The sequence below is a fragment of the Streptomyces sp. NPDC019937 genome, from assembly GCF_040631655.1.
GTDB lineage: Bacteria > Actinomycetota > Actinomycetes > Streptomycetales > Streptomycetaceae > Streptomyces.
The window spans coordinates 100,427-126,793 of sequence record NZ_JBEYAL010000029.1 but is presented as its reverse complement, the minus strand read 5'-3'; the positions used below and the strand labels follow the sequence as shown (position 1 = coordinate 126,793).

At 70.6% G+C, this 26,367-nt stretch carries 22 protein-coding genes; 11 read left to right on the top strand and 11 right to left on the bottom strand.

Annotated features, from left to right (window positions below; genetic code table 11):
• Positions 1-109: 109 nt before the first annotated feature.
• Positions 110-652, bottom strand: a complete 543-nt coding sequence (locus tag ABZ562_RS27460; RefSeq protein ID WP_361484576.1) for a snapalysin family zinc-dependent metalloprotease — start codon at positions 650-652, stop codon at positions 110-112.
• Between the two features lie 239 nt (positions 653-891).
• Here ABZ562_RS27460 and ABZ562_RS27455 point away from each other — a divergent pair, with 239 nt between their 5' ends.
• A complete protein-coding gene (locus tag ABZ562_RS27455) occupies positions 892-1,437 on the top strand; it encodes a YceI family protein (protein ID WP_361484574.1) in 546 nt (181 codons plus the stop codon).
• Between the two features lie 34 nt (positions 1,438-1,471).
• Positions 1,472-3,364, top strand: coding sequence for a DNA helicase RecQ (gene recQ / locus ABZ562_RS27450; protein WP_361484573.1), 1,893 nt, complete (start codon positions 1,472-1,474; stop codon positions 3,362-3,364).
• Between the two features lie 162 nt (positions 3,365-3,526).
• Here recQ and ABZ562_RS27445 read toward each other — a convergent pair whose 3' ends face one another.
• Entirely contained in the window at positions 3,527-5,698 is a 2,172-nt protein-coding gene (locus ABZ562_RS27445; protein WP_361484571.1) for a family 16 glycoside hydrolase, read from the bottom strand.
• Positions 5,699-5,730: 32 nt separating this feature from the next.
• Positions 5,731-8,121, bottom strand: coding sequence for a ThuA domain-containing protein (locus tag ABZ562_RS27440; protein WP_361484589.1), 2,391 nt, complete (start codon positions 8,119-8,121; stop codon positions 5,731-5,733).
• A 338-nt stretch (positions 8,122-8,459) separates the two neighbouring features.
• Between ABZ562_RS27440 and ABZ562_RS27435 the strand changes: the two genes are divergently transcribed.
• A complete protein-coding gene (locus tag ABZ562_RS27435; RefSeq protein WP_361484587.1) occupies positions 8,460-9,443 on the top strand; it encodes a multicopper oxidase domain-containing protein in 984 nt (327 codons plus the stop codon).
• A gap of 17 nt (positions 9,444-9,460) precedes the next feature.
• Here ABZ562_RS27435 and ABZ562_RS27430 read toward each other — a convergent pair whose 3' ends face one another.
• Entirely contained in the window at positions 9,461-10,171 is a 711-nt protein-coding gene (locus ABZ562_RS27430) for a FadR/GntR family transcriptional regulator (RefSeq protein WP_361484569.1), read from the bottom strand.
• 182 nt (positions 10,172-10,353) lie between these two features.
• On the opposite strand from ABZ562_RS27430, the gene ABZ562_RS27425 reads away from it, so the two are divergent.
• The gene (locus ABZ562_RS27425; protein ID WP_361484567.1) at positions 10,354-11,607 is read left to right on the top strand and encodes an SLC13 family permease; all 1,254 of its coding nucleotides are present in this window, start codon (positions 10,354-10,356) and stop codon (positions 11,605-11,607) included.
• Positions 11,608-11,631: 24 nt separating this feature from the next.
• Here the strand turns inward: ABZ562_RS27425 and ABZ562_RS27420 are convergent, their stop codons facing one another.
• Both ABZ562_RS27420 and ABZ562_RS27415 read right to left on the bottom strand, forming a co-directional pair.
• Positions 11,632-12,087: a lamin tail domain-containing protein gene (locus ABZ562_RS27420; protein WP_361484566.1), complete on the bottom strand. Its 456-nt coding sequence runs from the start codon at positions 12,085-12,087 to the stop codon at positions 11,632-11,634.
• A 251-nt stretch (positions 12,088-12,338) separates the two neighbouring features.
• Positions 12,339-13,082 (bottom strand): SDR family oxidoreductase, encoded by a 744-nt coding sequence (locus tag ABZ562_RS27415; protein WP_361484565.1) that lies wholly within the window; start codon positions 13,080-13,082, stop codon positions 12,339-12,341.
• Between the two features lie 202 nt (positions 13,083-13,284).
• On the opposite strand from ABZ562_RS27415, the gene ABZ562_RS27410 reads away from it, so the two are divergent.
• The 7 genes from ABZ562_RS27410 (at position 13,285) to ABZ562_RS27380 (ending at position 23,559) form a co-directional block, all read left to right on the top strand.
• Entirely contained in the window at positions 13,285-15,897 is a 2,613-nt protein-coding gene (locus ABZ562_RS27410) for a PA14 domain-containing protein (RefSeq protein WP_361484564.1), read from the top strand.
• Positions 15,898-16,012: 115 nt separating this feature from the next.
• A complete protein-coding gene (locus tag ABZ562_RS27405) occupies positions 16,013-17,602 on the top strand; it encodes a fatty acyl-CoA synthetase (protein WP_361484563.1) in 1,590 nt (529 codons plus the stop codon).
• A gap of 174 nt (positions 17,603-17,776) precedes the next feature.
• Positions 17,777-18,604 carry an amino acid ABC transporter permease gene (locus ABZ562_RS27400; protein ID WP_361484562.1) on the top strand — a complete coding sequence of 276 codons (828 nt, stop codon included), beginning with the start codon at positions 17,777-17,779 and terminating at the stop codon, positions 18,602-18,604.
• A complete protein-coding gene (locus tag ABZ562_RS27395; RefSeq protein ID WP_361484560.1) occupies positions 18,601-19,389 on the top strand; it encodes an amino acid ABC transporter ATP-binding protein in 789 nt (262 codons plus the stop codon). The genes ABZ562_RS27400 and ABZ562_RS27395 overlap by 4 nt, the downstream gene beginning before the upstream one ends.
• Positions 19,386-20,639: a membrane dipeptidase gene (locus tag ABZ562_RS27390; RefSeq protein WP_361484558.1), complete on the top strand. Its 1,254-nt coding sequence runs from the start codon at positions 19,386-19,388 to the stop codon at positions 20,637-20,639. The genes ABZ562_RS27395 and ABZ562_RS27390 overlap by 4 nt, the downstream gene beginning before the upstream one ends.
• A gap of 89 nt (positions 20,640-20,728) precedes the next feature.
• Positions 20,729-21,676 (top strand): transporter substrate-binding domain-containing protein, encoded by a 948-nt coding sequence (locus ABZ562_RS27385; protein WP_361484556.1) that lies wholly within the window; start codon positions 20,729-20,731, stop codon positions 21,674-21,676.
• A gap of 11 nt (positions 21,677-21,687) precedes the next feature.
• Positions 21,688-23,559 (top strand): CocE/NonD family hydrolase, encoded by a 1,872-nt coding sequence (locus ABZ562_RS27380; RefSeq protein ID WP_361484554.1) that lies wholly within the window; start codon positions 21,688-21,690, stop codon positions 23,557-23,559.
• A gap of 6 nt (positions 23,560-23,565) precedes the next feature.
• Here ABZ562_RS27380 and ABZ562_RS27375 read toward each other — a convergent pair whose 3' ends face one another.
• The 5 genes from ABZ562_RS27375 to ABZ562_RS27355 are packed head-to-tail and all read right to left on the bottom strand — an operon-like array spanning position 23,566 to position 26,342.
• Entirely contained in the window at positions 23,566-24,657 is a 1,092-nt protein-coding gene (locus ABZ562_RS27375; RefSeq protein WP_361484552.1) for a helix-turn-helix domain-containing protein, read from the bottom strand.
• A gap of 42 nt (positions 24,658-24,699) precedes the next feature.
• Entirely contained in the window at positions 24,700-25,044 is a 345-nt protein-coding gene (locus tag ABZ562_RS27370) for a gas vesicle protein K (RefSeq protein WP_361484550.1), read from the bottom strand.
• Complete coding sequence (locus ABZ562_RS27365) at positions 25,022-25,222, bottom strand: gas vesicle protein (protein WP_361484548.1); 201 nt, start codon at positions 25,220-25,222, stop codon at positions 25,022-25,024. The genes ABZ562_RS27370 and ABZ562_RS27365 overlap by 23 nt, the downstream gene beginning before the upstream one ends.
• The gene (locus tag ABZ562_RS27360) at positions 25,219-26,013 is read right to left on the bottom strand and encodes a GvpL/GvpF family gas vesicle protein (RefSeq protein ID WP_361484546.1); all 795 of its coding nucleotides are present in this window, start codon (positions 26,011-26,013) and stop codon (positions 25,219-25,221) included. The genes ABZ562_RS27365 and ABZ562_RS27360 overlap by 4 nt, the downstream gene beginning before the upstream one ends.
• Positions 26,010-26,342, bottom strand: coding sequence for a gas vesicle protein (locus ABZ562_RS27355; protein ID WP_361484585.1), 333 nt, complete (start codon positions 26,340-26,342; stop codon positions 26,010-26,012). Before ABZ562_RS27355 ends, ABZ562_RS27360 begins: the two co-directional genes overlap by 4 nt.
• Positions 26,343-26,367: the final 25 nt, after the last annotated feature.

The following is a 26,367-nucleotide window of genomic DNA, read 5'->3' as shown; positions in this document are numbered from 1 at the left end:
TCGGCACCGCGGCGGCCGCGACCTGGCGCGGCGCGGCCGAGGTGTTGGCCAGCGCCAGCTGCCCGGTGCGCCGCGAGAAGGCCACCCGTTCTCACCGCTCGAGCCGCGGTCAGTCCTTGTACGCGGCCGTCGGCGCGCTGGACTTCTCCAGCAGCGCGAAGGCGTCCTCGACCTCGGCCTTCTCGGCCAGGTTGGGGTTGGCGTTGGTGCAGGACGTACCGGCGCTGGCGCCGGACATCAGGCTGGAGCAGGGCCCCGGCTTCACATCGGGCAGGCCCAGGATGTGGCCCATCTCGTGCGAGGCGATCCGTACGGTGTTGTGGCCCTCGTCCACGGCCTGCCGTCCGAAGTAGATCGTGCCGCTGCCGAGGGCGGTGACCTGGGCGCGGGGCCAGCCGTTGTCCGCCACGACGCGCAGGTTGGCCCGCTGGCCGGAGGCGGCCGGCTTGAGCTGCACGTTCTTCACGCTCTGGTTCCAGACCGCCGCGCCCTTGGCCACCGCGTCCTTGAACTCGGCGGCCCCGTCGGCGTCGTACGTGACCACACGCACGGCGGCATCGGGCGCCGGGGCGGCCACCGCCTGGCCGCCCGCCAGGGCGAGCACTGCCGCGATCGCGGCGGGCAGTGCGCGGACGAGTCTGCTGGATGTCACATCGGCCTCCTCGTGGGGGAAAGGATCCATTCCGGACGTGCACATGACGAACCGTCATGTCTCAACGGCCACTGTGCCCACGCCCGCACCCATCCAACCCGCCCTCCCGCGGCCAGGTCACACCGGGGTCGGGGGCGGCGCCAGTTGGCAGGTCCCCACGTCCGAAACCTCCCCCCGCGCCGGGTGTTCTCCCTAAGCTGCTGTGCGACCTGTCCCACACCCACCGAGGAGTGATCGCCATGGCGGACACCGCCGATTCCACCCCCGCCCCCGTCTCGCCGTCCGCCGTCGAGGCGGGCCACTGGGTCCTGGACCCGGCCGGGTCCACGGTCCACGTCCGGCACAAGACGTTCTGGGGACTGGTCACCGTGACCGGTGTCTTCACGGGCGTCAGCGGGGAGGGCGATGTGGCGGCGGACGGTTCCGCGCGGGGCACCCTCACCATCGACGCCGCGTCGCTGGACACCCGGAACGCCAAGCGCGACGAGCATCTGCGCAGCAAGGACTTCCTCGATGTGGACCACCACCCCGAGATCGTCTTCGTGGTCTCGAGCGCGGTGCCGGGCGAGAGTGCCGCCGTCGCGGTCGACGGTGAGCTGACCATTCTCGGCAACCCCCGCCCGCTGTCCTTCACGGCGCGGCTCACCGAGGCCACCGCCGACGCCGTCACGCTCACCGCCGAGGTCGACGTCGACCGCACCCGCTTCGGCATGACCTGGAACCGGCTGGGGATGATGCCGGGCGCCGCCGCGATGACCGTCACCGCGCGCTTCACCCGCCGTTGAGCAGGGCACCCCGCACGACCCCTAGAATCGCCGGATGGCTCTTCCCGAAAACGGACCCGATGTCGCAGCCGGACCTGAGGTCGCGGGCGGCCCCGATGGCAGCGAGGCCCTGCGCGTGCTGCACCGCGTCTTCGGTTATGACGCGTTCCGGGGAGGCCAGCAGGAGATCATCGAGCATGTGATAGCCGGTGGTGACGCACTGGTCCTGATGCCGACCGGCGGCGGCAAGTCGCTGTGCTACCAGATCCCCTCGCTCGTGCGGAAGGGGGTCGGGGTGGTCATCTCGCCGCTGATCGCGCTCATGCAGGACCAGGTCGATGCCCTGAGGAACCTCGGCGTGCGGGCCGGGTTCCTCAACTCCACCCAGGACCTGGACGAGCGGCGGCTGGTGGAGGCCGAATTCCTCGCGGGCGAGCTGGACCTGCTCTACCTCGCGCCCGAGCGGCTGCGCGTGGAGTCCACGCTGCGGCTGCTGGACCGGGGCACGGTCTCGCTGTTCGCCATCGACGAGGCGCACTGCGTGGCCCAGTGGGGGCACGACTTCCGGCCCGACTACCTGGCCCTGTCCGAGCTGCACGAGCGCTGGCCCACGGTACCCCGGATCGCGCTGACCGCGACCGCCACCGAGGCCACCCACGGCGAGATCGCGTCCCGGCTGAAGCTCCAGGACGCCCACCACTTCGTGGCGAGCTTCGACCGCCCCAACATCCAGTACCGGATCGCCCCGAAGAACGAGCCGAAGAAGCAGCTGCTGGAGCTGTTGCGCACCGAGCATCCGGGCGACGCCGGAATCGTCTACTGCCTCTCCCGCGCCTCGGTGGAGAAGACGGCCGAGTTCCTGGTGAGCAACGGGATCGAGGCGGTGCCCTACCACGCGGGTCTCGACGCCCGGGTCCGCGCCGAGCACCAGGCGCGCTTCCTGCGGGAGGACGGGCTGGTCGTGGTGGCGACGATCGCGTTCGGCATGGGCATCGACAAGCCGGACGTGCGGTTCGTCGCCCATCTGGACCTGCCGAAGTCGGTCGAGGGCTACTACCAGGAGACGGGCCGCGCCGGACGGGACGGGCTGCCGTCCACCGCCTGGCTGGCGTACGGGCTGCAGGACGTCATCCAGCAGCGGAAGATGATCGACACCTCCGAGGGGGACGACGCCCACCGGCGCCGGCTGGGGCAGCACCTGGAGGCGATGCTGGCCCTGTGCGAGACCGTCGAATGCCGCCGGGTCCAGCTGCTGGCGTACTTCGGCCAGCGGAGCACCGCGTGCGGCAACTGCGATACGTGTCTGACGCCCCCGGAGTCCTGGGACGGCACCATCCCCGCGCAGAAGCTGCTGTCGACGGTGGTCCGGCTCAAGCGGGAGCGGAACCAGAAGTTCGGTGCCGGACAGGTGATCGACATCCTGCTCGGCAAGAAGACGGCCAAGGTCATCCAGTTCGACCATGACGCGCTGTCGGTGTTCGGCATCGGCACCGAGCTGCGCGAGGCCGAATGGCGCGGTGTGGTACGGCAGTTGCTGGCCCAGGGGCTGATCGGCGTCGAGGGCGACTACGGCACGCTGGTGCTCACCGACGCGAGCGCCGAGGTGCTGGGGCGGCAGCGCGAGGTGCGGCTGCGGCGCGAGCCGGAGAAGACTCGTACGGGCAAGGCGGCGAAGGCGGGCGCGTCCGGGTCGTCGTCGAAGTCCCGCAAGGCCGCGGCCGATCTTCCGGAGGAGGCGGTGCCGGTCTTCGAGGGGCTGCGGGCCTGGCGGGCGGCGACCGCGAAGGAGCAGGGCGTACCCGCGTATGTGATCTTCCACGACGCGACGCTGCGCGAGATCGCGACGGTCGTCCCCTCGACGCTGGAGGAGCTGGGCGCGGTGAACGGGGTCGGCGAGAACAAGCTGCTCAAGTACGGGCAGCAGATCCTGGACACGCTGGCGCCTTGAGGGTACCGGCCGAAGCCCTGCCCCGCTGGTCGGGGCAGGGCTTTGGCATGTGGTGAGCAGAGGGGTTACCGTCGAGTATTACCTCCGGTAACCTCGAGGTGATGGTGGCCGCCGGGGACTGGGGTACTCCGGCGGCCACTCACCTTCCTCGCCTCCGTGCCGCTACAGCTCCTGGATCCGGATGTTGCGGAACGAGACCACATCGTCCGTGCTGTGGTTCTGCAGACCGATGTATCCGGAGGCGAACCGGCGGCCGTCGGTGCCCGGGTCGTCCGAGCGCGGCGGGGTGAAGTCCTGGCCCCCGGCGTTCTCGAACTCATTGATCAGCACACCGTTGCGGTAGATCGTGTAGTGCTGGCCGATGACCCGGATCTCGTAGTCGTTCCAGCTGCCCTTGGGCGTCACACCGGCGCCGCCCAGTCCGACCCGGTCGAAGCCGTAGATCGAGCCCGTCTTGTACATGTCGCCGTCCGGGCGGTCGTTGATCTGCACCTCGTGCCCGTACTTGATGGCGACCCACTCCGGGCGGGACTCCTCGGGGTGGTCGTTCACGTCCGGGAAGCGGACGAAGACACCGCTGTTGGCGTTGCCCGTGCCCGGGGCGTCGTCACGGAACTGCAGCTTCAGCGAGAAGTCGTCGTAGGTGCGCCGCGGGAACCACAGCATGCCCATGCCGTCGACCGTGGAGCTGCTGGTGATGGTGCCGTCGTCGTTCAGCCCGAAGCCACCGCCGCCCACGTGCTGCCACTGGTCGAACGACTTCCTCGTACCGTCGAAGAGGTCGTGGTAGCCCTCGCTCTGGCCGGGCTTGCCGATCCCGGACTCGTCGGCGGCCTGGTTGATGGCGTCGTTCTCGCGCTGGTCGATCACGCCGTCGGAGAGCAGCTTTGCGGTGACCGAGGTGACGTGCTTGAGGAACAGGGCGTGGGAGGACCAGTCCTTCTCGTCCTCGATCAGCTCGTTGATGGTGCAGCGGGCGCGGGTCATGCGGTTGGGGACGCCGGTGTCGACCGTACCGACGATCACGGTCAGCCGCTCGTCCCACTCCGGGCACGCGGGGGCGGGCACCCCGCCGCCCTCGTCCACGGTGAACGCCAGCGACCTGGGCGACGAGGTGTTCCCGGCCTTGTCGGTGGCGCGGTGGGCGAGGGTGTGGCGGCCGACCCGGTCGACGACGACGGGGGCGGTGTACGCGAGGTACGGGCCGCCGTCGAGGGAGTACTCGGTCTTCGCCACACCCGACCCGGCATCGGTGGCGGTGAGGGTCACCTTGGCGCTGCCGAGGTAGTTGCCGTCCGAGTTCTTGGCGCCCTCCACCTTCGCGGCGGTCTCGGGCGGGGTGGTGTCCGTGCTCGGCGGCGCGACCACGGAGAAGCCCACCGATTTCGCCTCGGAGGTGTTCCCGGCCCGGTCGGTCGCGCGGTAGCGCAGCGTGTGGGAGCCGTGGGTGTTCACCGTCACCGGCGCGGTGTACTTCGTGAAGTCGCCGCCGTCCAGGGCGTATTCGATGGTGTTGACGCCGGACCCGGTGTCGGAGGCGGTGACGGTGACGGTGGCCGTGTCGTAGTACTCACCGCCCGGGCCCTGCTTCCCGGACACCGTCGCGGAGGTCGCGGGCGGTGTCCTGTCGTCCGTCGGCGGGGCCACGACGCGGAAGTCCGCCGACTTCACCCCGGAGGTGTTGCCCGCCTTGTCGGTGGCCCGGTAGCGGATGGTGTGCGTGCCCACCTCGTGCACCATCACCGGGGCGGTGTACGGCTGGAACGCCCCGTCCCCCACCGCGTACTCGATCCGGTCCACGCCCGAGCCCGCGTCGGTGGCGGACACCGTGACCGTGGCCATGCCGAGGTACGCGCCGTCCGCGTCCCGCTCGCCCTCGACCTTCGCGGAGGTCTCGGGCGCCGTGGTGTCCTCGCCCCCGCCGTCCTCGGTGACCACGAGGATGCCCTGCATCTGGCCGTGGCCGGGGATGGTGCAGTGGTAGCGGTAGCGGCCCGGGGTGAGGGTGACCTCGACGGAGTGCTTGCCGCCGGTGTCGTCCGCGGGGTTGGCGAGGATGTTCAGCGGGACGTCGTTGTTGTACTCGGGATCCGACACGTCGAAAGTGAGCGTGTGCGGCATTCCCATGGTGTTGCCGGTGGCGGTGCTGTTCTCGAAGACGATGGTGGTCTTCCCGGCGACCGCCGTGGTGGGCGCCGAGACGTATTTGGTGATGTCGTCACCCGCGGTCCAGGTCAGCGTCTGCTGTGCGGTGGCCTTCCCGGATGCCGCGGTGGCCGTGGACAGCCCCGTGGTCAGGCCGAGGACCATGAGCAGCGCGGCGAGCAGCGCCATCCACGATCTGGGGGGTTTCTGCCGCCGTCGTCTCACCGCTGCTCCGCCTTCCTGGCCACGTCCTTGGCGAGCGGGGTGGGCTCGCCGCCGTTGTAGGTGATGTGCCACAGCGCCGACTTGGCGTCGGAGGTGAAGAAGCCGCGCCCGTAGTCGAGGACGTAGAGCGAGCCGTCCGGGGCGAACTTCCAGTCCATGAGGTTGCGGATGCCGTCGGCGCCCACCGGGATGATCTTCTTGAGGGATTCGGCGTGCACGGGCAGCCCGCCCTTGCCGACGGTCCTGGGGTCGGTCACCACCGCGTGGCGCGGCTGGTCGCCGTCGTAGAAGTCGCCGACGAACCACTTGCCGTCCCAGTACGCGGGCCACTTGGTGGTGCTGTTGCTGGTCTCGTCGTACCGGTAGACCGGGCCGTTCATGGTGGCCTGGCCACCGCCCTTGAGCCAGGGCAGCAGGAACTTCGCCTCGGACGCCTTGTAGCTGGGGATGCCGCCCGCGTCCCGCGGATAGTCGGGGGCGCCGCCCTGGGGTGAGTACCAGATGGTGTTCCCGGTGACCGGCGGCAGGTTCACCAGGCCGTTGTTGTTGGGCGACTCGTTCTTGGGGTGATCGCAGTCGTACCAGCCCAGCGGCTTGCCCGGATCGGGCAGATTGCGGTCGCGGTACGGCTGCTTGTTGCCCATGCAGAACGGCCAGCCGTGGTTGCCCGCCTTGGTGATGGCGGCGAAGGTGTCGTACTTGGCGGGGCCCCAGGTGGTGCTGGGTTCGCCCGCGTCGGGGCCGACCCAGCCCGCGTAGAGGATGTCGGTCTTCTTGTCGACGAAGATCCGGGCGGGGTTGCGCACCCCCATCACATAGATCTCACCGCGGGTCTTGCCGCCGCCCTCGTCGGGCTCCTTGCCGGTGAACAGATTGCCCTCGGGGAGGGTGTAGGTGCCGTCGGCCTCGGGGTGGATCCGCAGGATCTTGCCGTTGAGGTTGTTGGTGTTCCCGGCGGTGCGGCGGGCGTCGGCGAAGGAGACGCCCTTGTAGTTCGGCTGCGGGTTGTTTCCCGAGTAACCGTCGCTGAACTGGGAGGAGTTGTTGTCGCCGGTGGCGATGTAGAGATTGCGCTCGGAGTCCCAGGCCATGCCGCCGCCCGCGTGGCAGCAGCTGTGGATCTGCACCGGCCAGGACAGCAGCACCTTCTCCGAGCCGAGGTCGAGCTTGTTCGTCCGGAGGTTCAGCGTGAAGCGGGAGACCCGGCGCTCGGCCATCCGGGTGTCGCGGTTGATCCGGGAGTGCGGGGTGTAGTGCAGATACACCCAGCCGTTGGTGAGGAAGTCCGGGTCCAGCTCGATGCCGAGCAGCCCCTCCTCGTTCTTGATCAGCTCATCGCCGCCGCCCTTGTTACCGAAGACGGTGAGCGCGCCGGCGAGCGTCACCTTGCCGGTCCTGGGGTCGTAGACGTGGATCTGACCCTGGCCCTTGCCGATGTCGGGGTCGTTCCAGTCGGTGACGACGGGCGCGCTGTTGTCGCTGCCGCCGCGGCCGATGTACAGCACCCGGCCGTCCGGGGCGGTGACCAGGCCGTGCGGCTCGCCGATCTGGTCCGCCTGGCCCGGCTGGTTGGGCTTGGTGACCCGCTCGGCCTTGTAGTTGGCGGTGATGGTGGCCTGGCAGTCGGCGCGGGCGAGGCGGGTGGTCCACAGCAGCGCGCCGCGCAGATGGGCGCGGAAGTCCGTCTCCCGGAACCCGGCCGCGGTGCCGCCCATGCCGGTGTAAAAGGACCGGCCGCCGTCATAGTCGCGGCACCAGGAGATGGGGTGGTCCCACCCGCCTGAGCCCGCGCCCGGCTGGTAGCTGCTCTCCCGGACCCGGGCGACGGTGTGCACCTGGCCGGAGGGGTTCGTCTTCCAGTTGAGCCAGATGTCGGGGCGCTTCCACTCCAGCGGCAGGTCCTTGGTGGCCGGATGGGTCCGGTCGCCGACCTCGACGACGGCCCGCTGGACGGTGGCGGGGCTGGTGGCGGCGGGGCGGGCGCCGATCAGACCGGTGAACCAGTCCGAGTACGGCTCGTTGCGGGCCGCGTCGTGGATGCCGAGGAAGCCGCCGCCCGCCTCCATGTACGTTTCGAGTCCGGCTTCCTGCTCCGGGTCGAGCACATCGCCCGCGCCGGTCAGGAAGACGACCGCGTTGTACGTGCCGAGCTTCGGCGTCGTGAAGACGGAGGCGTCGGCGGTGGCGTCGACCGTGAAGCGGGTGGCCGCCGGACCCTGGTTGCCGATGCGCTCGATGGCCTCGATACCGGCGTCCACGGTCGGCGCCTCGTCCCCGGCCGAGCCGTGGAACACCAGCACCTTGACGTCGTCACCGCCCGGCGGGGACGGCAGCGCCGGCCGCGGCCGCTCCTCGGGGCGGGCGGCGGCGGGAGTGCCGCCGAGCATGGTCGCGGTGACGGCCCCGAACAGCAGTGCCGCCAACGCCGCGCGTCTCCTCCGCGGCCGACGCTTCGTCAGCCGACGCCTTTCCGAGGGCTTTTGGTACGGTTCATCCCGCATGAGTAACCCATCCCTCTCCGGTACCGGATACACCGTTGAAGGAAGCTAGACGCCTTTTCGCGGTCCGCCAATAGCTATGACCGCAACTCGACGAACTTTGTCCTGAGTGTGGATGAACGGGCGTCCCGCCGCTACCGTGATGCCATCCCCGGGGCACGTGCGCATCGGCAACGCAGCAACAGCGGCACCGAGTTGGGAGAGCGATGAGCGACGCACCCGGCACCATGCCCAGACGCGGCTTCAGCCGCCGCCTGCTCGCCGGCGGCGCGGCCGCCGCGGCGATCGGCGGCCCGCTGCCCCTCGCCTCCCCGGCCTCCGCCACGTCCGCGGAAGGCCCGAAGCGGCGCGTGGCCACGGCGGCGGCCGGTGGCGTGGTGCGCCGCATGAAGCTGTACGCGGAGAAGCTGCCCGACGGGCAGATGGGCTACGGCCTGGAGAAGGGCAAGGCGTCCATCCCCGGCCCGCTCATCGAGCTGACCGAGGGCGACACCCTGCACATCGAGTTCGAGAACACCATGGACGTCACCGCCAGCCTCCATGTGCACGGCCTGGACTACGACACCGCCAGCGACGGCACCCAGCTCAACCGGAGCGCCGTGGAACCGGGTGGGACACGTACGTACACCTGGCGCACCCACGCCCCGGGCACCCGCGCGGACGGCACCTGGCGGCCGGGCAGCGCGGGCTACTGGCACTACCACGACCACGCGGTCGGCACCCCGCACGGCACCGGGGGCATCCGCAAGGGGCTCTACGGTCCGGTGGTGGTGCGCCGGGCGGGCGACATCCTGCCGCAGAAGCAGTTCACCATCGTCTTCAACGACATGACGATCAACAACAAGTCCGGCCATGACGCGCCCGAGTTCAGGGCGACGGTGGGCGAACGCGTCGAGATCATCATGATCACCCACGGCGAGTACTATCACACCTTCCATATGCACGGTCATCGCTGGGCGGACAACCGCACGGGCATCCTGGAGGGGCCGGACGACCCGAGCCGGGTCATCGACAACAAGATCACCGGCCCGGCCGACTCGTTCGGCTTCCAGGTCATCGCCGGGGAGAACACCGGCGCGGGCGCGTGGATGTACCACTGCCATGTCCAGAGCCATTCCGACATGGGAATGGCGGGGCTCTTCCTGGTCGCCAAGCCCGACGGCACGATCCCGGGCTACGACCCGCACCACCTGACGGCCGACCGGACGTAGCCCCGAGGGCGGTCCGCTCAGGAGGAGCCGTCGGGGTCCCAGTGGAGCAGGCGCACCTGGGCGACGGTGCGGACGTGGCGGCGCATGGCCGCGGCCGCGGCCTTGGAGCGGCCCTCGGCGATGGCGTCCAGGATCTTACGATGCTGGGCGAACGACCGCTTGGGTCGGCCCGGCTGACGCAGCGACTCCTCCCGGCTCTCGCCGATCTGCTCGGCGATGGAGCGCATGAACTCCGCCAGCAGCGGGCTGTGGGCGGCCGCGGTGACGGCGGCGTGGAAGCGGCGGTCACCCTCGACGCCGTGGCGGCCCGTCGCGATCTCGTCCTCCATCCAGTGGAGCGCCTGCTCCAGGGCGGCGAGGTCGTCTTCGGTGCGGCGCTCGGCGGCGAGTTCGGCGAGCTTGGTCTCCAGCGCCTCGCGGGCATCGAGCACATCGGGCAGCCGCAGCCTGCGCTCCATCAGGCGCTCCACGGGCTCGGTGTCGAGGCTGTCGCGGAGCAGCCGCATACCGCCGCCCTGCCGCACCTCGACCAGGCCCTGCACCTCCAGCACGACGATGGCCTGCTTGACGGAGGCGCGGCTGATGCCGAGCCGCTCGGCGAGTTCCCGTTCGGTGGGCAGCCGGTCGCCCGCGCGCAGCCCGCCCTCCTCGACGTAGGCGCGCAGCCGCTCCAGCACCTGCTCGTACAGGCGCTGACGGTTCATCGGGCGCAGTGCGTCGTCGGCCATACGAGCTTCCCCCTGCTGCGGCTGGCTGCTGCGGTTGGTGACGGCTCCGATCCGCAGCGTAGCACCCGGCGAGCACCAATGGCCGATTGGCTCAGCCAATGTGCCACACATGTATTGACTGTTGCGCCTCCCCGCCCGCAACGTGTCTCGCGGCTGGGCCACTTGTGACGGGAGCGCGCTCGATGTCCGACGAACTGATCTCGATACTCGTGCTGGTGGTGGTCTTCGTGATCGCCACCACCAGATCGATCAACATGGGCGCGCTCTCCTTCGCCGCCGCCTTCGGCGTGGGGGAGCTGGTCGCCGGCTTCGACGCGGACCACATCTTCGCCGGGTTCCCGGGCGATCTGTTCGTGGTGCTGGTGGGCGTGACGTATCTGTTCGCGCTGGCCCGGGCCAACGGGACCACCGACTGGCTGGTGCACGCCGCGATCCGGATGGTGCGCGGGCGGGTGGCGCTGATCCCGTGGGTGATGTTCGCGATCAGCGGCGCGCTGACCGCGATCGGCGCGGTGAGCCCGGCGGCGGTCGCGATCGTGGCGCCCCTCGCGCTGAGCTTCGCGGCGCGCTACCGGATCAGCCCGCTGCTGATGGGGGCCATGGTGGTGCACGGCGCCCAGGGCGGCGGCTTCTCCCCCATCAGCATCTACGGCTCGATCGTCAACGGCATCGTGGAGCGGGAGAAGCTGCCGGGCAACGAGGTCGCCCTGTTCCTGGCCAGCCTCGTCGTCAATCTGCTCATCGCGGCCATCGTGTTCGTCGTGTGCGGCGGGCTGAAGCTGCCCCGCACCGACACCGCGGACGTCTCCGAGGAAGCGGCGCCGGACGCGGACGCCCGGCTCACCCCGGCCCGGATCGCGACCCTGGTGGCGCTGGTGGCGCTGGTGGTCGCGGTGCTCGCCTTCGACCTGGACGCCGGACTCACCGCGATCACCCTCGCGGTCGCGCTCAGCGTCTTCTGGCCGGACCACGGCAAGCGGGCCGTCAACGAGATCACCTGGCCCACCGTGCTGCTGATCTGCGGTGTGCTCACCTATGTCGGGGTGCTGGACGAGATGGGCACCATCACTTACGCGGGCAACGCCGTCACCGACATCGGCATTCCGCTGCTCGCGGCGCTGCTGCTGTGCTACATCGGGGCGATCATCTCGGCCTTCGCCTCGTCCGTGGGCATCATGGGCGCGCTCATCCCGCTCGCCGTCCCCTTTCTCTCCCAGGGGCACATCGGCGCGGTGGGCATGATCGCGGCGCTCTCGGTCTCGGCCACGGTCGTCGACGTCAGCCCCTTCTCGACGAACGGGGCACTGGTGCTGGCGGCCGCGCCCGATGTCGACCGGGACCGGTTCTTCCGCCAGCTGATGATCTACGGCGGCATCATGGTGGTCGTCGTCCCCGCCGCCGTCTGGCTGACGATGGTGGTCCCGGGCCTGGGCTGAACGGCCCGGCCCGGGACCGAAGGGTCAGCACATCGTGTAGTCGGCCCGGCTGCTGTTGTACGAGCAGGTGTCGACCGTGGTGCCGCCGCTCCTGCGGAGCGTGGCCTTGTCGCTGGTGTTGTTCCAGACGTAGGCGCGGCGGTCCTGGTACTTGGTGGCGGAGGTGTCCGAGCCGACGCCGGTCCGCACGGTCACCGTCTTGCCCGCGCCGAGGGTGTACGAGGGGAAGGTGTACGCGTGGCGGCTCGCGTCGACGACCACCCAGCCCTTGAGGCTCACCCCGCGCGAGGTGGAGTTCTTGATCTGCACATACTCGGCGTTGAGGCTGGAGTTGCTCCGGTTGTCCGTACCGGGAGAGTCGTAATAGATCTTGTGAAGGTGCACGGAGCCCGCGGCCCCGGCGGGCGCCGCGGGATACAGCAGCGCGATGGCACAGCCCGCGGCGATGGCCGCGCCGGCCCTGGCGGTGTGACGGAACATGACGTCTCTCCCCTTGCGTCGTGTCGCGGTGGTGCGCACACAGACGGACGGACGGCCGCGCCCGAGATGGTTTGGGAGTCACGAGGTGACTCCCTCGGTGCGGCCGTCCGTCCGTCTTCCCCCACCTGTGTGGGCAACCAGAGTGGACCGCGGAGATCGATCGCGGCAGGGCTGCGCGGCCCCTGATCAGGGGCCGTCCGGCCCTTGCGGCACGCCCCTGCGGCAAACGGGGAGTTGGGGCGCCGGTCGCGTCAGCGGCCGTACTGCGCCCCGCCGTTGATGTGCAGGACCTGCCCGGTGACATACGCGGCCTCCGGGGAGGCCAGATAGCGGATGGCGGCGGCTATCTCGGCGGGCACGCCCGGCTGCCCGGTGAGCGTCTGCCCGATCTGCTGCGCGATGAACTCCGGAGTGCCGCGCTCGCCGAAGAACTCGGTGTCCTCGACATAGCCGGGGGCCACCGCGTTGGCGGTGACGCCCTCCGCGCCCAGCCGCTTGGCCAGTTCGAAGGTGTAGGTGTGCAGGGCGGCCTTGGTGCCGCCGTACGAACCGGGGCCGCGCAGCGCCGCCACCGAGGAAAGGTGCACGATCCGGCCACCGGGGCGGGCGATATGCGGAATGAGGGCTTCGGTCAACAGGACGGCGGTGAGCACATTGGCCGCGAAGTTGCGCTGGTACTGGTCGGCGATGCCTTCCAGGGTGCCGTCGTTGCCGGGGGCGACATTGCCGCCCGCGTTGGTGACGATCACGTCGACGGGGCCGTCGGCGGCGATCTCCCCGGCGGCGCGGCGGACCTGCGCGGGGTCACTGAGGTCGGCGCCGGTCCAGGTGACCAGGCCGTCCCCGTGGGCGGCGTTCAGCTTGCCGACCGCCGCGCGCAGCACTTCGGTGCGGCGGCCGACGATGACGACGCGATCGCCGTCCGCGGCGAAGGACTCCGCGGTCGCCAGTCCGATGCCCGTACCGCCGCCCGACACCACGATCCGTCGCCCCATTACGGCCTCCATCGTGCAAATCGTTGAATCTTGATCACAAGCGTGAATCGACGCTAGGCAGAAAGCGCTTTCCCGTCAAGGGTGTTGGCTTGCGTTCACTATTGACAGGTTCTGTCGCCACTGGCCGAATGATCGGCGCCCCACCGTGTTCCCACAGCTGCTCCGGCATGTGTTCCGGCAGCTGTTCCGGCAAGGAGGACATGTGCGTTTACGTTCGGCCCTCGCCAGCCCCGTCAGACCTGTCATCGCCGTGCTCGTCCTGGCGCTCGGCGTATGCGGTCTGCTGACCGCCCCCGGCCCCGCCGCGGCCGCCGGGTCCGACGACCCCGACCCCGTCGTCAACGGCCTGCGCGGCGACTACTACCTCCAGTCCGCCCCGGGAGCCTTCGACTTCCACGAGCTGAAGGCGACCACCCTCGATTCGTCCCTCGACTTCGACAACCTGGAGCCGCGGCTGCAGACCGCCACCGGGCGGTCCGACGACGTCAGCGTCCGGTGGACCGGCCGCCTCGTCCCCGGGCGCTCCGGGGCGCACACCTTCTCGATCACCGGCGACAACGGCTTCCGGCTGTGGATCGACGGCCGGCCCGTCATCGACCACTGGGTCGACGACTGGGACAAGGAGCAGACCTCCGAGCCGGTCGAGCTGACCGCGGGCCGCGCCTACGACATCAAGGTCGAATACTTCGAGCACTACGGCGGCTCCAACCTCCACCTCGCCTGGACCCCGCCCGGCCGGGCCAAGGAGCCGGTGCCGGCGTCGGCGTTCCGGCTGCCCCCGGACTTCGGCTACGAGGGCCCGGTGAGCAGCGCCGTCCAGCGGGACGGCCGGACGCTGCTGATGGACTTCGCCCGCCCCCTCGCCGCTCCCCCGGCCGGGCTGACCGGCCACCTCACCGCCGTCATCGGCGGCGCGGCCTGGCCGCTGGGCCGGGCCCGGCTGGATCCGGCCGACCCCTCGCGGCTGCTGCTCGCGCTGAAGGAGCCGGTGGTGGGCCGCGGCGGCGAGGCCATCGTGCGCTACGACGGCGAGGGCGGCCTGGCGAACGACGAGGGCGCCATCGGCCAGTTCCTCGCCTTCGGCGGCAACAGTTCGACATACCAGCTGAGCACCCCGTGGGCCGAGGACGTGGGCCCGGACAACGCCCACCCCGAATACCCGCGCCCGCAGCTGACCCGCGACCGGTGGAAGAACCTCAACGGCAGCTGGCAGTTCGCCGCCGCCGAGGAGGGCCAGGCGCCCCCGTTCGGGCAGCGGCTGCGCGAACGCGTCCTGGTGCCGTATCCGGTGGAGTCCAAGCTGTCCGGCCTGGAGCGCCACGAGGACCGCATGTGGTACCGGCGCACCTTCACCGTCCCCGCGGGCTGGAACGTCGGCGACGGGCAGCGGCTGAAGCTGAACTTCGACGCCGTGGACTGGCAGGCGCGGGTCTACGTCAACGGCACCCGCGTCGCCGAGCACCGCGGCGGCTACGACCGGTTCAGCGCCGACGTCACCGACGCCCTGCGCCCGGGGCGCACCCAGGAGCTGCTGGTCGGCGTGTACGACCCGACGGACGCCAAGGACGGCGAGAACCCGCCGATGGGCAAGCAGCGGCTGGACCCCAGCGGCATCTTCTACACCCCCTCCTCCGGTATCTGGCAGACCGTGTGGATGGAGCCGGTGGCCGCCGACCACGCCGACAGCCTCAAGCTGACCCCGGACGTGCCGGGCGAGGCGCTCACCGCGGAGGTCCGCGGGGTGCGGGACGGCGTGCCGGTCACCGCGACCGCGTACGAGGGGAAGCGCGCGGTCGGCCGGGCGACCGGGCGCACCGGCTCGGCCCTGACCGTGCCGGTGCCCTCGCCCCGGCTGTGGTCGCCGGACGATCCGTATCTGTACCGGCTGGAGGTGACCGTCGGGCGGGGCGCGAAGGCCGACCGGGTGACGAGCTACTTCGGCATGCGCGGCATCGCGGTGAAGGAGGTCGACGGCAAGAAGCGCATCGTGCTCAACGGGAAACCGTTCTTCTCCATGGCCACCCTCGACCAGGGCTTCTGGCCGGACGGCCTGCACACCGCGCCGACGGACCAGGCCCTGGCGTACGACCTGAGGATGCACAAGCGGATGGGGTTCAACTCCGTGCGCAAGCACATCAAGGTCGAACCCGACCGCTGGTACTACTGGGCCGACCGGCTCGGGCTGATGGTGTGGCAGGACATGCCCGCCATGAACACGATCGCGCCTTCGGAGCAGGCGCAGGCCCAGTACGAGCGCGAGATGAAGGCCATGATCGACCAGCACATCAGCAGCCCGTCGATCGGCGTCTGGGTCACCTTCAACGAGGGGTGGGGCCAGTACGGCGGCCCGAAGGTGCCCGCGCTCGCCAAGGGCTGGGACCCGTCCCGGCTCATCGACGGCGCCAGCGGCTGGAACGACACCGGCAACGGCGACCTCGCCGACATCCACGCCTACCCCGGCCCCGGCGAACCCCGCCCCGACGCCCGGCGGGCGGGCGTCATCGGCGAGTACGGCGGTCTCGGGCTGGCCGTACCGGGGCACGCCTGGCCCGTGCAGCACACCTATGTGGGCGTGGACCAGGAGCAGTACACGGCCGAATACCTGAAGCTGCTGGACAAGGTGCGGCAGCAGGTGGCCTGCCATGGGAACAGCGGCGCGGTCTACACCCAGATCACGGATGTGGAGGGCGAGCTGAACGGCCTGATCACCTATGACCGCAGGAAGGTCAAGCCCGATGTGGAGCGGCTGCGCGAGGCGCACCGGTCCCTGATCCGCGCGGCGCAGGACCCGGCGTCGATGGAGTGCGCCGGCTAGCCCGTACGCGTCACGGCCGGCGGCGCCACTCGGCGCCGCCGGTCTTGATCGCCGCCTCACGCCGTGTCAGCGTGACGACGCGTCCTGTCCCTCCGAGCGCCTCGGGAGACTCCTGGTGACCGCATCCTCCTCGCTGCCCGTGGACATCGTGCGCGCCCGGCGCCACGGCATCGCCGATCTGCTGGCGCGCAGCGCCGCCCGGCTGCCCGGCAAGACGGCCGTGGTGTACGGCGCGCTGCGCCAGACGTACGCGGAGCTGGACGCGCTGGTGAGCCGCACGGCGGGCGCGCTTGCGGCGCGCGGTGTCACCCGGGGCGACCGGGTGGTGCTGTACGCGCGCAACTCGCACGGCTATGTGGTGGCGTACTTCGCGCTGGCCCGGCTGGGCGCGGTGTCGGTGCCGGTCAACTTCGGCTTGAGGCCCTGGGAGGTCGCGTACCTGCTCGCCCACTCGGGCGCGGTCGGGGTCATCGCGGGCGAGGGGCTGCTGGAGGCGGCCGACGAGGCACTGGCCGAGGCCGCACCCGCCCGCCTCGTCCTGCGCGCGGCCATCGGCGGGGAGGGGCGGGAGGGCTGGGAGGACTTCGCCGCGCTGGGCGAGGAGTACGGCCATCCCGTGCCCGACCCCGCGCTGGACGACGACGATCCGGTCCAGCTCATGTACACCTCGGGGACGGAGTCGCGCCCCAAGGGCGCGATCATGACGAGCCGCTGTCTGATCTCGCAGTATCTGACGACGATCGTGGACGGCGGGATGGCGGCCGACGATGTCGAGGTCCACGCGCTGCCGCTGTACCACTGCGGCCAGTTGCACGTCTTCCTCACCCCGGACGTGTATCTGGGGGCCACCTCGATCATCCTGCCAGGCCCGGATCCGGCGGCGCTGCTGGCGACGGTCGAGGCGGAGCGGGTGACCAAGCTGTTCGCGCCGCCCACCGTGTGGATCTCGCTGCTGCGGCATCCGGATTTCGACAGCCGCGATCTGTCATCGCTGCGGAAGGGGTATTACGGCGCCGCGGCCATGCCGGTCGCCGTGCTGGCCGAGCTGCGCCGGCGGCTGCCGGGGCTCGCGCTGTACAACCTCTACGGGCAGACCGAGATGTCGCCGATCGCGACCGTCCTCGGCCCGGCCGACCAGGAGCGCAAGGCCGGGTCGGCGGGGCGGGCCGCGCTCAACGTCGAGACGCTGGTGGTGGACGAGGACGACCGTCCCGTACCGCCGGGCACCGTCGGGGAGATCGTGCACCGCGGACCGCACACCATGCTCGGCTACTGGCGGGACCCCGAGCGCACCGCGGAGGCGTTCCGCGGCGGCTGGTTCCACAGCGGCGATCTCGGCGTCATGGACGAGGAGGGCTATCTGACGGTCGTCGACCGCAAGAAGGACATGGTGAACAGCGGCGGCGAGAACGTGTCCGGGCGCGAGGTGGAGGAGGCCCTGCACGCCCACCCCGCGGTGGCGGAGGCCGCGGTGTTCGGGGTGCCGCATCCGTACTGGATCGAGGCCGTGACGGCAGTCGTGGTGGCCAGGGCGGGAGAGCGGGTGTCGGCCGAGGAGATCGTGGCGCACTGCGGGGAGCGGCTGGCCGGGTACAAGGTGCCCAAGTACGTGGTGGTGGCCGCGTCCCTGCCGAAGAACCCCAGCGGCAAGATCCTCAAACGGGAACTGCGCGACACCTACGGACACCTCGGCGCCGACGGTTGACGATTCTGTGTCAACTGTTCGAGGCGGCCCCGGAGCGCGGTTTTAGGATGCGGTATTCCCCTGACGTGACGACGAACCGCCCGAGGGCCCTCCATGAGCAACGTCCCGAATCTTGACGCCCTACCCGAGCCATCCCGGCTCACACGCGTGAAGCGACGGCGTCCAGGACTGCTCGTGGCCAATGCCGTGGTGCTGCTGTTCGCCGCGATGGCGGTGACCACGCTCTTCACCAATCCGCGCTTCGAGTGGGGCACCGTCGGGAAATACTTCTTCGAGATCCGCATCCTCAAGGGGATCGGCGTCAGTCTCGGGATGACCGCCGCGACCATGGCCTTCGCCCTCGTGCTGGGCACCGGGGTGGCGCTCATGCGAATGGGTTCCTCACGGCTGATGTCGGCCGCCGCGGGCGCGTTCATCTGGGTGTTCCGCTCGATTCCCATGCTGGTGCAGCTGCTTTTCTGGTACAACCTGGCGGCACTGTTTCCCACCCTGTCCCTCGGAATTCCCTGGGGCCCCCAGTTCATCACCTTCGACGCGAATTCCCTGCTGGGTCCGCTTACCGCCGCGGTCATCGGTCTGACCTTGCATGAAACGGCGTATGTGGCGGAGTTGATCCGTTCCGGTCTGCTGTCCGTACCGGAGGGGCAGCGCCAGGCGGCGGCCGCGCTCGGTTTGACGCCGGCTCAGATCTTCTTCCGCGTCACCCTCCCCCAGGCGCTGCGCGTGATCGTGCCGCCGATGGGAAATGAGCTGATATCTCTCCTCAAGGCCACATCCCTGGTCAGCGTGATCTCCCTGGCCGATCTGCTCTACTCGGTGCAGCTCATTTACTCGAAGAACTTCCAGACCGTTCCCCTATTGATCGTGGCCGCGATCTGGTACATGATCATCACCGGCGTCATCACCCTCGTGCAGCAGCGCCTGGAGCGACGCCTGGGGCGACACACGCTGATACCGGCCGAAAAGGTCACCAAAGTGAAGAGGATCGAGCACTCGGTATGACCGTGGCATCGGAAAGGGGAGCGCAGCCCATTGTCTCCCTGCGCGGGATCGTCAAGTCGTTCCGCTCCACGCAGGTCTTGCACGGCATTTCCCTGGACATCCACCGGGGTGAGACGGTCTGCGTCATCGGCCCGTCCGGATCGGGCAAGAGCACGCTGCTGCGCTGCGTCAACCACCTGGAGATCCCGGACCACGGCCTGGTCGTGGTCGACGGCAGCGTCATCGGCTACCGGCTGCGCGGCACCTCCCTGCACGAGCTGGGCCCCCGCGAGCTGGCCGCGCAGCGCTCGGTCATGGGCATGGTCTTCCAGAGCTTCAACCTCTTCCCGCACCTGACCGCCCGCGAGAACATCGTGGAGGCGCCGCGCCGGGTCCTGGGGCTGTCGAAGGCGAAGGCCGACGCCCGGGCCGAGGAGCTGATGCGCCGGGTCGGACTCGCCCACAAGCTGGACAGCTACCCCGAGCAGCTGTCCGGCGGCCAGCAGCAGCGCGTGGCCATCGCCCGCGCGCTGGCGATGCGGCCGAAGGTGATGCTGTTCGACGAGCCGACCTCCGCCCTGGACCCCGAGATGGTGCAGGAGGTGCTGAGCGTCATCCGGGACCTGGCCGAAGAGGGCATGACGATGGTGGTCGTCACCCATGAGATGCGCTTCGCCGCCGAGGTCGCCGACCGGGTGGTGTTCATGGACGAGGGCCGGATCGTCGAGGAGGGCCCGCCGGAGCGGCTGTTCGACGCCCCCTCCCACGACCGCACCCGCACGTTCCTGTCGAAGGTCAGCGCATGAGCACCGAACGTCCACTGCCCGCCAAGACCCGCGCCCGGCTGGACCTGTGGGACGGCTACCGCTCGTACCACTACCTGGAGCCCGGCGCGGACTTCCGGGCCTTCGAGCTGGTGCCGGCGGTGGGCCGGGTGCCCGGCTCGGCGCCGGTGTGGAGCGAGGACGTCGAGGCCCGGGCGCGGGACTTCGAGGAACGCCATCTGGTGATCTCCGCGCACGACCATCTGTCGCTGCGGCCCGCGGATCCGGGGGACTTCGCCGCGTTCCGCCGCCAGGGCCGCGAGGCGATCCCGTACGAGGGCATCGCCCACTCGGGCGTGGACCTGTTCTTCGACGGCGGCCCGGCCGCCGTCAGCATGATCCGCTCGCACACCCCCTGGGACTGGGACGACGCGGTGAGCGATCTGGCCATGCGTCAGGCCGACTTCGCCCATCAGCGCCTGGTGGCCCCGGTGCGCACCCTGGAGGACGCGGAGCGGGCCCGGGCGGGGAACCAGGTGGGCGTCGTGCTGACCCTGGAGTCCGCGTCCCCCATCGGCAACGACGTCGACCGGCTCGATCTGCTCTACGGGCTGGGAGTGCGGCTGCTCGGGCTGGTGTACAGCGAGAGCAACCAGCTCGGCTCGGGGCTGGCCGACACCGGCGACACCGGTCTGACGGTGCTCGGCCGCCGCGCCCTGCGGCGGATGAACGACCTCGGCATCATCGTCGACGTCTCGCACACCGGGGACGCGACGGCGCTGGACGCGGTGCGCCGCTCCACCGATCCCGTGGTGATCACCCACGCCGGATCGCGGGCGCTGTGGCCGACCCCGCGGATGAAGCCCGACGATGTGATCCGGGCGTGCGCCGGCTCCGGCGGATTCATCGGCGTCGAGGCGGCGCCGCACACCACCATCACCGCCCGGCACCCCCGGCACAGCCTGGAGTCGGTGATGGAACACCTCGAGCGCTGTCTGGACCTGGTCGGCATCGACCATGTGGCCTTCGGCCCCGACACCAACTTCGGCGATCACACCGCCTGGCACCGCACCTTCGCCCCGCTGTTCGGCAAGGACGACGCGGTCGACGGCCAGACTTCGCAGCCGCCGCCGCACGAGCCGGTCCCTTTCGTCCACGGCTGTGAGAACCCCGGGGAGGCCGTCGGCAACATGATCCGCTGGCTGTTCGACCACGGCTACTCCGAGGAGGACGTGGCGAAGCTCGCCGGGGGCAATGTGCGGCGCGTCGCCGAGACCGTCTGGGGCCGCTGACCGCCCCGGATCCTGCACCCTTCGCGCTTCCCTCTCCCCCACACCCGGAACACCGGGACCGCCCGGATCTCCTGAAACGGAGCACAGCCATGCGCCACCGATCCAGCGCCGCCGCGTGCGCCCTGTTCGCCTCCCTCGCGCTCACCCTCACCGCCTGTTCGGTCGACGACACCCCGAACGACAAGGGCAAGTCCAAGGACTCCATGCCCACACCGACCCTCGCGCTGGAGCCGAAGGACGATGCGCTGGCGGCTCAGGTGCCCGCGGAGTTCACGAAGAAGACCCTGGTCATGGGCGTCAGCGAGTACGCCCCGTATGTGACCATCGGCTCCGACGGGAAGATCACCGGCCTGGTCCCGGATCTGGCCAGGCAGCTCGCCTCCCAGCTCGACATCAAGATCAAGGTGGTGCGGACCCCGTTCGACGCGGTGATCCCGGGGCTGAAGTCCGGCCGGATCGACTTGAGCGCGCCCTCCGGTGACTTCATCGAGCGCCAGAAGGAGGTCGACTTCGCCGACTTCGCCCAGAGCCAGGTGACCGTGATGGTGAACAAGGAGAGCGGGTTCCGCCCGGAGTCCGGCATCGGTATCTGCGGCCACAAGGTCGGCGTCGAGAAGGGCGCGGGCACCGAGAACGTCCTCGAAGGACTCAGCAAGCGGTGTGCCGCGAAGGGCAAGAAGGCCGTGAACCCGCAGGCGTACGCGGATCTGGCGGCCGCGAGCCTGGCCCTGCGGAGCAAGCGGATCGACGCGGTGGTCGCGCCCAGCGCCTCCAACACATCCGTCAGCGAGAGCTCGGACGGCACGTTCGAGACGCTGGAGCTGGACGACATGCTCACCCTTCCCGCGGCGACGGCGATCTACGGCATCCAGGCCAAGAAGGGCACCGGACTCGCCCCCGTGATCGTCAAGGGGCTGCGGGAGATGCAGGAGTCGGGCACCTACGCGAAGCTGTTCGGCGGCTGGCAGATGCCGCTGTCCACCATCACCCGGTCGCAGATGCTCCTCAACGGCTCGAAGCAGTCCCAGACCAAGTGAGCGTCTCCCCCATGGCACCGACCGGGCGGACCGAGGCCACGGAACACCTCGGCGAAGGACTGTGGCGACACCTGCTGCGCGTGCCCCTACGGGACGGGGTGGTCCTCGCCGCCGACCTGTACGCGCCCGAGGAGCGGCCCGGTCCGCGGCCGGTGATCCTGGAGCGCACCCCGTACGGCCGCCGCGCCGCCCGCGAGTCGGACCGCTGCCGCCATGACGAGCCGGTGCCGGACCCCGAGGAGACCTCCGCCCTCTTCGTCCGGGCCGGATACCACGTGGTGCGGCAGGACTGCCGGGGCCGGGGCGACTCCGGGGGCACCTTCGTGAAGTACCTGGGCGAAGGGCCGGACGGCGCGGACACCCTCGAGTGGATCGCCGCGCAGCCCTGGTGCGACGGGCGGGTCGCGATGATGGGCGTGTCCTATTCGGCACACGCCCAGACGGCGGCCGCCGCCGAGTCCCCCGCCCCGCTGGCCGCGATGTTCATGGACTCCGGCGGCTTCGCCAGCGCGTACGAGGCGGGCATGCGGATGGGCGGCGCCTTCGAACTCAAGCAGGTCACCTGGGCGTTCCGGCACGGCGAGGAGAGCCCGGAGGCGGAGCGGGACCCGCTGGTGCGCAAGGCGTTCGCCGGGACCGATCTGCGGGACTGGTTCACCGTGCTGCCGTGGCGCGCCGGCCTCTCCCCGCTGGCGCGGGTCGGCGGTTACGAGCGGTATCTGCTGGAGCAGTGGCGGCACGACGCGTTCGGCGCGTACTGGCGCCAGCCCGCGCTCTACGGGCGGGGACACTACGACCGCTTCCCGGACGTGCCGACGCTGCACATGGCGAGCTGGTACGACCCGTATGTGCGCTCCACCATCGAGAACTTCACCGCCATGGGGCGGCTCAAGACGTCCCCGGCGTATCTGGTGATGGGGCCGTGGACGCACGGCGCGCGCTGTGTCACCTTCGCCGGTGACGTGGACTTCGGGCCCGCCGCCACGTTCAGCGACAACGTGGACACCTCGTATCTGGCCTTCCGGCGGCGCTGGTTCGACGTGGTGCTGCGCGGCGGCGACCCCGAGGCGATCCCGCGGGTGCGGTACTTCCTGATGGGCGGGGGCGACGGCCGCCGCGACGCGGCCGGGCGGATGCGGCACGGCGGCCGGTGGCACACCGACACCCGGTGGCCGCCGACCGGGACCCGGGAGACCGCGTTCCACTGCCACACCTCGGGTGAGCTGAGACGGGAGAGACCGGCGGCCGAGGACGCGTGGGTCGAGTACGACTTCGATCCGGGCGACCCGGTGCCGACCCTGGGCGGGCAGGTGACCTCGGGCGAGCCGGTGATGGTCGGGGGCGCCTTCGACCAGGTGCCGGACGAGCGCTTCTACGGGGCGCGCGCGCCGTATCTGCCGCTGAACTCACGGCCCGATGTGATCTCGCTGGTCACCCCTCCCCTGGAGGAGCCGCTGGTGGTGGCGGGCCCCGTCACCGCCCGGCTGTTCATCTCCTCGACCGCGCCGGACACCGACTTCACGGTGAAGCTGGTCGATGTGCACCCGCCGAACGAGGACTATCCGCACGGGTTCGCCATGAACCTCACCGAGGGCATCTTCCGGTGCCGCTTCCACGCCTCGTTCGAGCGGCCCGAACCCCTGGTGGCGGGCGAGGTGTACGAGATCGAGATGACGGCGCCGGACACCGCCAACCGCTTCGGGGCCGGGCACCGGCTGCGGGTGGACATCTCCTCGAGCGACTTCCCGCGCTTCGACGTGAACTCCAACACCGGTGAGCCCGAGGCCGTCACCCGGCGCAAGGCGGTCGCCACCAACCGGGTGTACATGGACGCGGCGCGCCCCTCGGCGGTGCTGCTGTGGACGCGGCCCGACGACGCGTGACCGCCGTCAGCGCATGATGGTGGCCAGCAGGTCCTGCCCCAGCCGGAGCAGGGTGCCGGTGGCCAGCCGGTGGTACACGTACTTGCCCTCGCGCTCGGACTCGACCAGCCCCGCGTCCCGCAGCTGCCGCAGGGTGCGCGAGACCTGGGTGTCGTCCAGGCCGAGCCGCTGGGCCAGTTCGGAGGTGGTGATCGGCTCGCCCAGCAGATGGCGGCACAGCTCCATCCGGCCGAGCGAGGCCAGCGCCGACATCCGGGCCCGCAGCTCCGCTTGTGTGAGCTGCCCGTCTGCCTGCCCCTCCAGCGCGGCGAACTGCAGCACGACGGGGTGGGACTCCTCGTCCTTGACGGTCAGATGCGGCCAGACATGGACGGAGGGGACCAGGAAGAGCGGGCGCGGCCCGATATCGATCTCGGCGACGGCCAGCTTGTCGTAGCGCACCCGCGTACCGCCCTGGGGGACGACCGCGGTGGGGCTGAGCCCGGCCAGCACCTCGGCCAGGCCGCGTCTGCGGACATCGGTGCGCAGCCGCACCACGGCCGCCTCCAGCCGGTCGTACACCGCGCGCCATTCGGCGGCGAAGAACGCGGTGCCGCAGCGCTCCAGGAAGTCGACCAGCCGGGTGCGCATGCCCTCGGGGGAGGCCATCAGCTCATGCGCCAGCTCGCCGCGCCGGAACGAACGCCGCTCGCACTGGGTGATGAAGCGGCAGGCGGCGCCCGGGTCGTGTCGCAGGCTGTGCGCGTCGGGCACCCGCTCCCGGAAACCCAGCACCCCCTGTGCGCACAGCTCCGTGAACTCCTCCAGCGGCAGCTTCTCCAGCAGCCGCAGCTCGTCCTCGAAGGACTGGTCCAGCGGCAGCGTCAGCGGGAACAGCAGGCGGCAGCGCAGCCGCGCCCACAGCGGCGACAGGGCGCTCATCTCCTGGGTGAGCGACGCGTCGAAGGTCGTGCCGAGGCGGCGCGTCCAGCGCTGTGCCTCGGGGTGGTGGTCCGGCTCGGCCAAGATGTGCAGCACCGACATGAGCTCCGCGAGCGGCGAGCGCCCGACGTGGACGTCGGCCGCTCGCGCTGACCGGAGGTTGAGCGTGATCCCCACCCGCGCAGCGTACAGCCGGCCGGCCCCGGCCAGGGGCGGCGATCAGTCGCGGGGCAGGAGGGGGCCCAGCGGGCCGAGGTCCAGGTTCAGGTCGTCCTCGGTGAGCCCGAAGTGTTCCCGCAGCTCCTCCATGTTCTTCTCCAGCGCCATCAGGGTGAGCCCGAGCTTCTCGATCTGCTCGTCGCTGACGCCTCCCTGGTCGACGCGGCGCAGCGCCTGCCGTTCCATCAGCTGGCGCAGCAGCTCCACGATGGTCAGCACCAGACCGGCCAGGCTCTTGCGCACCGACTCCTCGTCCACCTCCAGCCGTCGGGGGTGGCCGGGGCGCCGTTGCTCGGGGGAACGGCCGGCAGGGGAGCGGTCGTCAGGGCGGCGCTCGATGCTCATCTGCGTCTTCCATGTCTTCTATCCGTACGGAAGCGATCAGCGCGCGAAGGGAAATGCGCACCAGATCGATGTCGGCGATGCTCAGGGTGATCTCCCCGGCGATCACGACGCCCCCGGCCAGCACCCGGTCGAGCAGATCGACCAGGGCCACCTCGCGCCGCTCGATCGCGTGGGTCACGACGCCTCTTCGCGCTCGGGCGGCGCGGTGAACGAGTACGGCGGCCACGGCCCGCTCAGCTCCAGGTCGACGCCCGGGTACCGCTCTCCCAGCCCGGTCACGGCGGCGGTGAACTCCTCCGTGCGGTCGTCCGGCACCAGATAGGAGTTGTTGAGCACCATCCAGCCCTCGTACGCGGCCAGCCGGGCGTCCTGCGGCGGATGGGCCGCGGTCTCGGTGGCCAGCGCGGCGAGCGCGGTGTGGATCTCCTCCGCCCGCTCGGTGGCCCGCAGATGGGCGGTCTCCTTGTCGTCCCGCTGGGCGCGGCGGCGCAGCAGATAGGCGGTGCCGGGGCTGTCGCCGCCGGACGGCCCCTCGTCGTCCGGGTCGGGCAGGAAGGCGCGCGGATCGACGTACGCCTTGACGCCCCACTCGGTCCGCCCGGCCACCCGTGCCAGTGTGGCCGTGAAGTCGTCCCGCCGCTCCTGGAGCATCGTGCGGACGCGGCCGTCGTCGTGGTAGATCGTGGCGAAGCGCAGCGGGATGACCTGGCCGTATCCGGCCGCCCGGCCGATGACCCGGTGGTGGGCCCTGGCCGCCCGCTCCAGCCAGGGCAGGTCCTCCAGGTGGGCGCGCAGTTGCTCCTCGCCGAAGTCGGCCAGCGGTACGGAGCCCACCACGGCGGCCAGCCCGGCGCCTGTCACCAGGCGCACCGGCTCGTCCGCCACGCCGGTGAGCCCGGGCGGGGCGGCGCTCTCGTCGCGGGCCGCGGTCACCGCGTACAGCCAGGTGGCGAGGGCCTCCTCGGTCACGGTCCGTCCTCCCGTCCCCGGTCCTCTTCCCGCTCCTGATCACGGCCGGACTCCAGCTCGCCGACGCGCCGCCGCAGCCGCTCGTTCTCGTCCAGGACGTCGCGGGCGCCGGAGGAGAGCGTGGGGTCGTGCTCCCACCAGTCGATGCCCATCTCCTTGGCCCGGTCCACGGAGGCGATCAGCAGCCGGATCTTGATGGTCAGCAGCTCGATGTCCAGCAGGTTGATCTGGATGTCCCCGGCGATGACGATGCCCTTGTCGAGCACCCGCTCCAGGATGTCGGCCAGGCTCGCCGATTCGCGGCGGGCCGGTTCGGGCGGGCCGCCCATGCGCCTGCTCGGCACGTTCCACTCG

Excerpts from the sequence above, each read along its gene's own strand:
- ABZ562_RS27430 (WP_361484569.1), bottom strand. The coding sequence starts at position 10,171 with ATGGCCGACGACGCACTGCGCCCGATGAACCGTCAGCGCCTGTACGAG.
- ABZ562_RS27435 (WP_361484587.1), top strand. The coding sequence starts at position 8,460 with ATGCCCAGACGCGGCTTCAGCCGCCGCCTGCTCGCCGGCGGCGCGGCC.
- ABZ562_RS27395 (WP_361484560.1), top strand. The coding sequence starts at position 18,601 with ATGACCGTGGCATCGGAAAGGGGAGCGCAGCCCATTGTCTCCCTGCGC.
- ABZ562_RS27425 (WP_361484567.1), top strand. The coding sequence starts at position 10,354 with ATGTCCGACGAACTGATCTCGATACTCGTGCTGGTGGTGGTCTTCGTG.
- recQ (WP_361484573.1), top strand. The coding sequence starts at position 1,472 with ATGGCTCTTCCCGAAAACGGACCCGATGTCGCAGCCGGACCTGAGGTC.
- ABZ562_RS27385 (WP_361484556.1), top strand. The coding sequence starts at position 20,729 with ATGCGCCACCGATCCAGCGCCGCCGCGTGCGCCCTGTTCGCCTCCCTC.
- ABZ562_RS27440 (WP_361484589.1), bottom strand. The coding sequence starts at position 8,121 with ATGCTCGGCGGCACTCCCGCCGCCGCCCGCCCCGAGGAGCGGCCGCGG.
- ABZ562_RS27445 (WP_361484571.1), bottom strand. The coding sequence starts at position 5,698 with ATGGCGCTGCTCGCCGCGCTGCTCATGGTCCTCGGCCTGACCACGGGG.
- ABZ562_RS27380 (WP_361484554.1), top strand. The coding sequence starts at position 21,688 with ATGGCACCGACCGGGCGGACCGAGGCCACGGAACACCTCGGCGAAGGA.
- ABZ562_RS27390 (WP_361484558.1), top strand. The coding sequence starts at position 19,386 with ATGAGCACCGAACGTCCACTGCCCGCCAAGACCCGCGCCCGGCTGGAC.
- ABZ562_RS27370 (WP_361484550.1), bottom strand. The coding sequence starts at position 25,044 with ATGAGCATCGAGCGCCGCCCTGACGACCGCTCCCCTGCCGGCCGTTCC.
- ABZ562_RS27415 (WP_361484565.1), bottom strand. The coding sequence starts at position 13,082 with ATGGGGCGACGGATCGTGGTGTCGGGCGGCGGTACGGGCATCGGACTG.
- ABZ562_RS27455 (WP_361484574.1), top strand. The coding sequence starts at position 892 with ATGGCGGACACCGCCGATTCCACCCCCGCCCCCGTCTCGCCGTCCGCC.
- ABZ562_RS27355 (WP_361484585.1), bottom strand. The coding sequence starts at position 26,342 with ATGGGCGGCCCGCCCGAACCGGCCCGCCGCGAATCGGCGAGCCTGGCC.
- ABZ562_RS27420 (WP_361484566.1), bottom strand. The coding sequence starts at position 12,087 with ATGTTCCGTCACACCGCCAGGGCCGGCGCGGCCATCGCCGCGGGCTGT.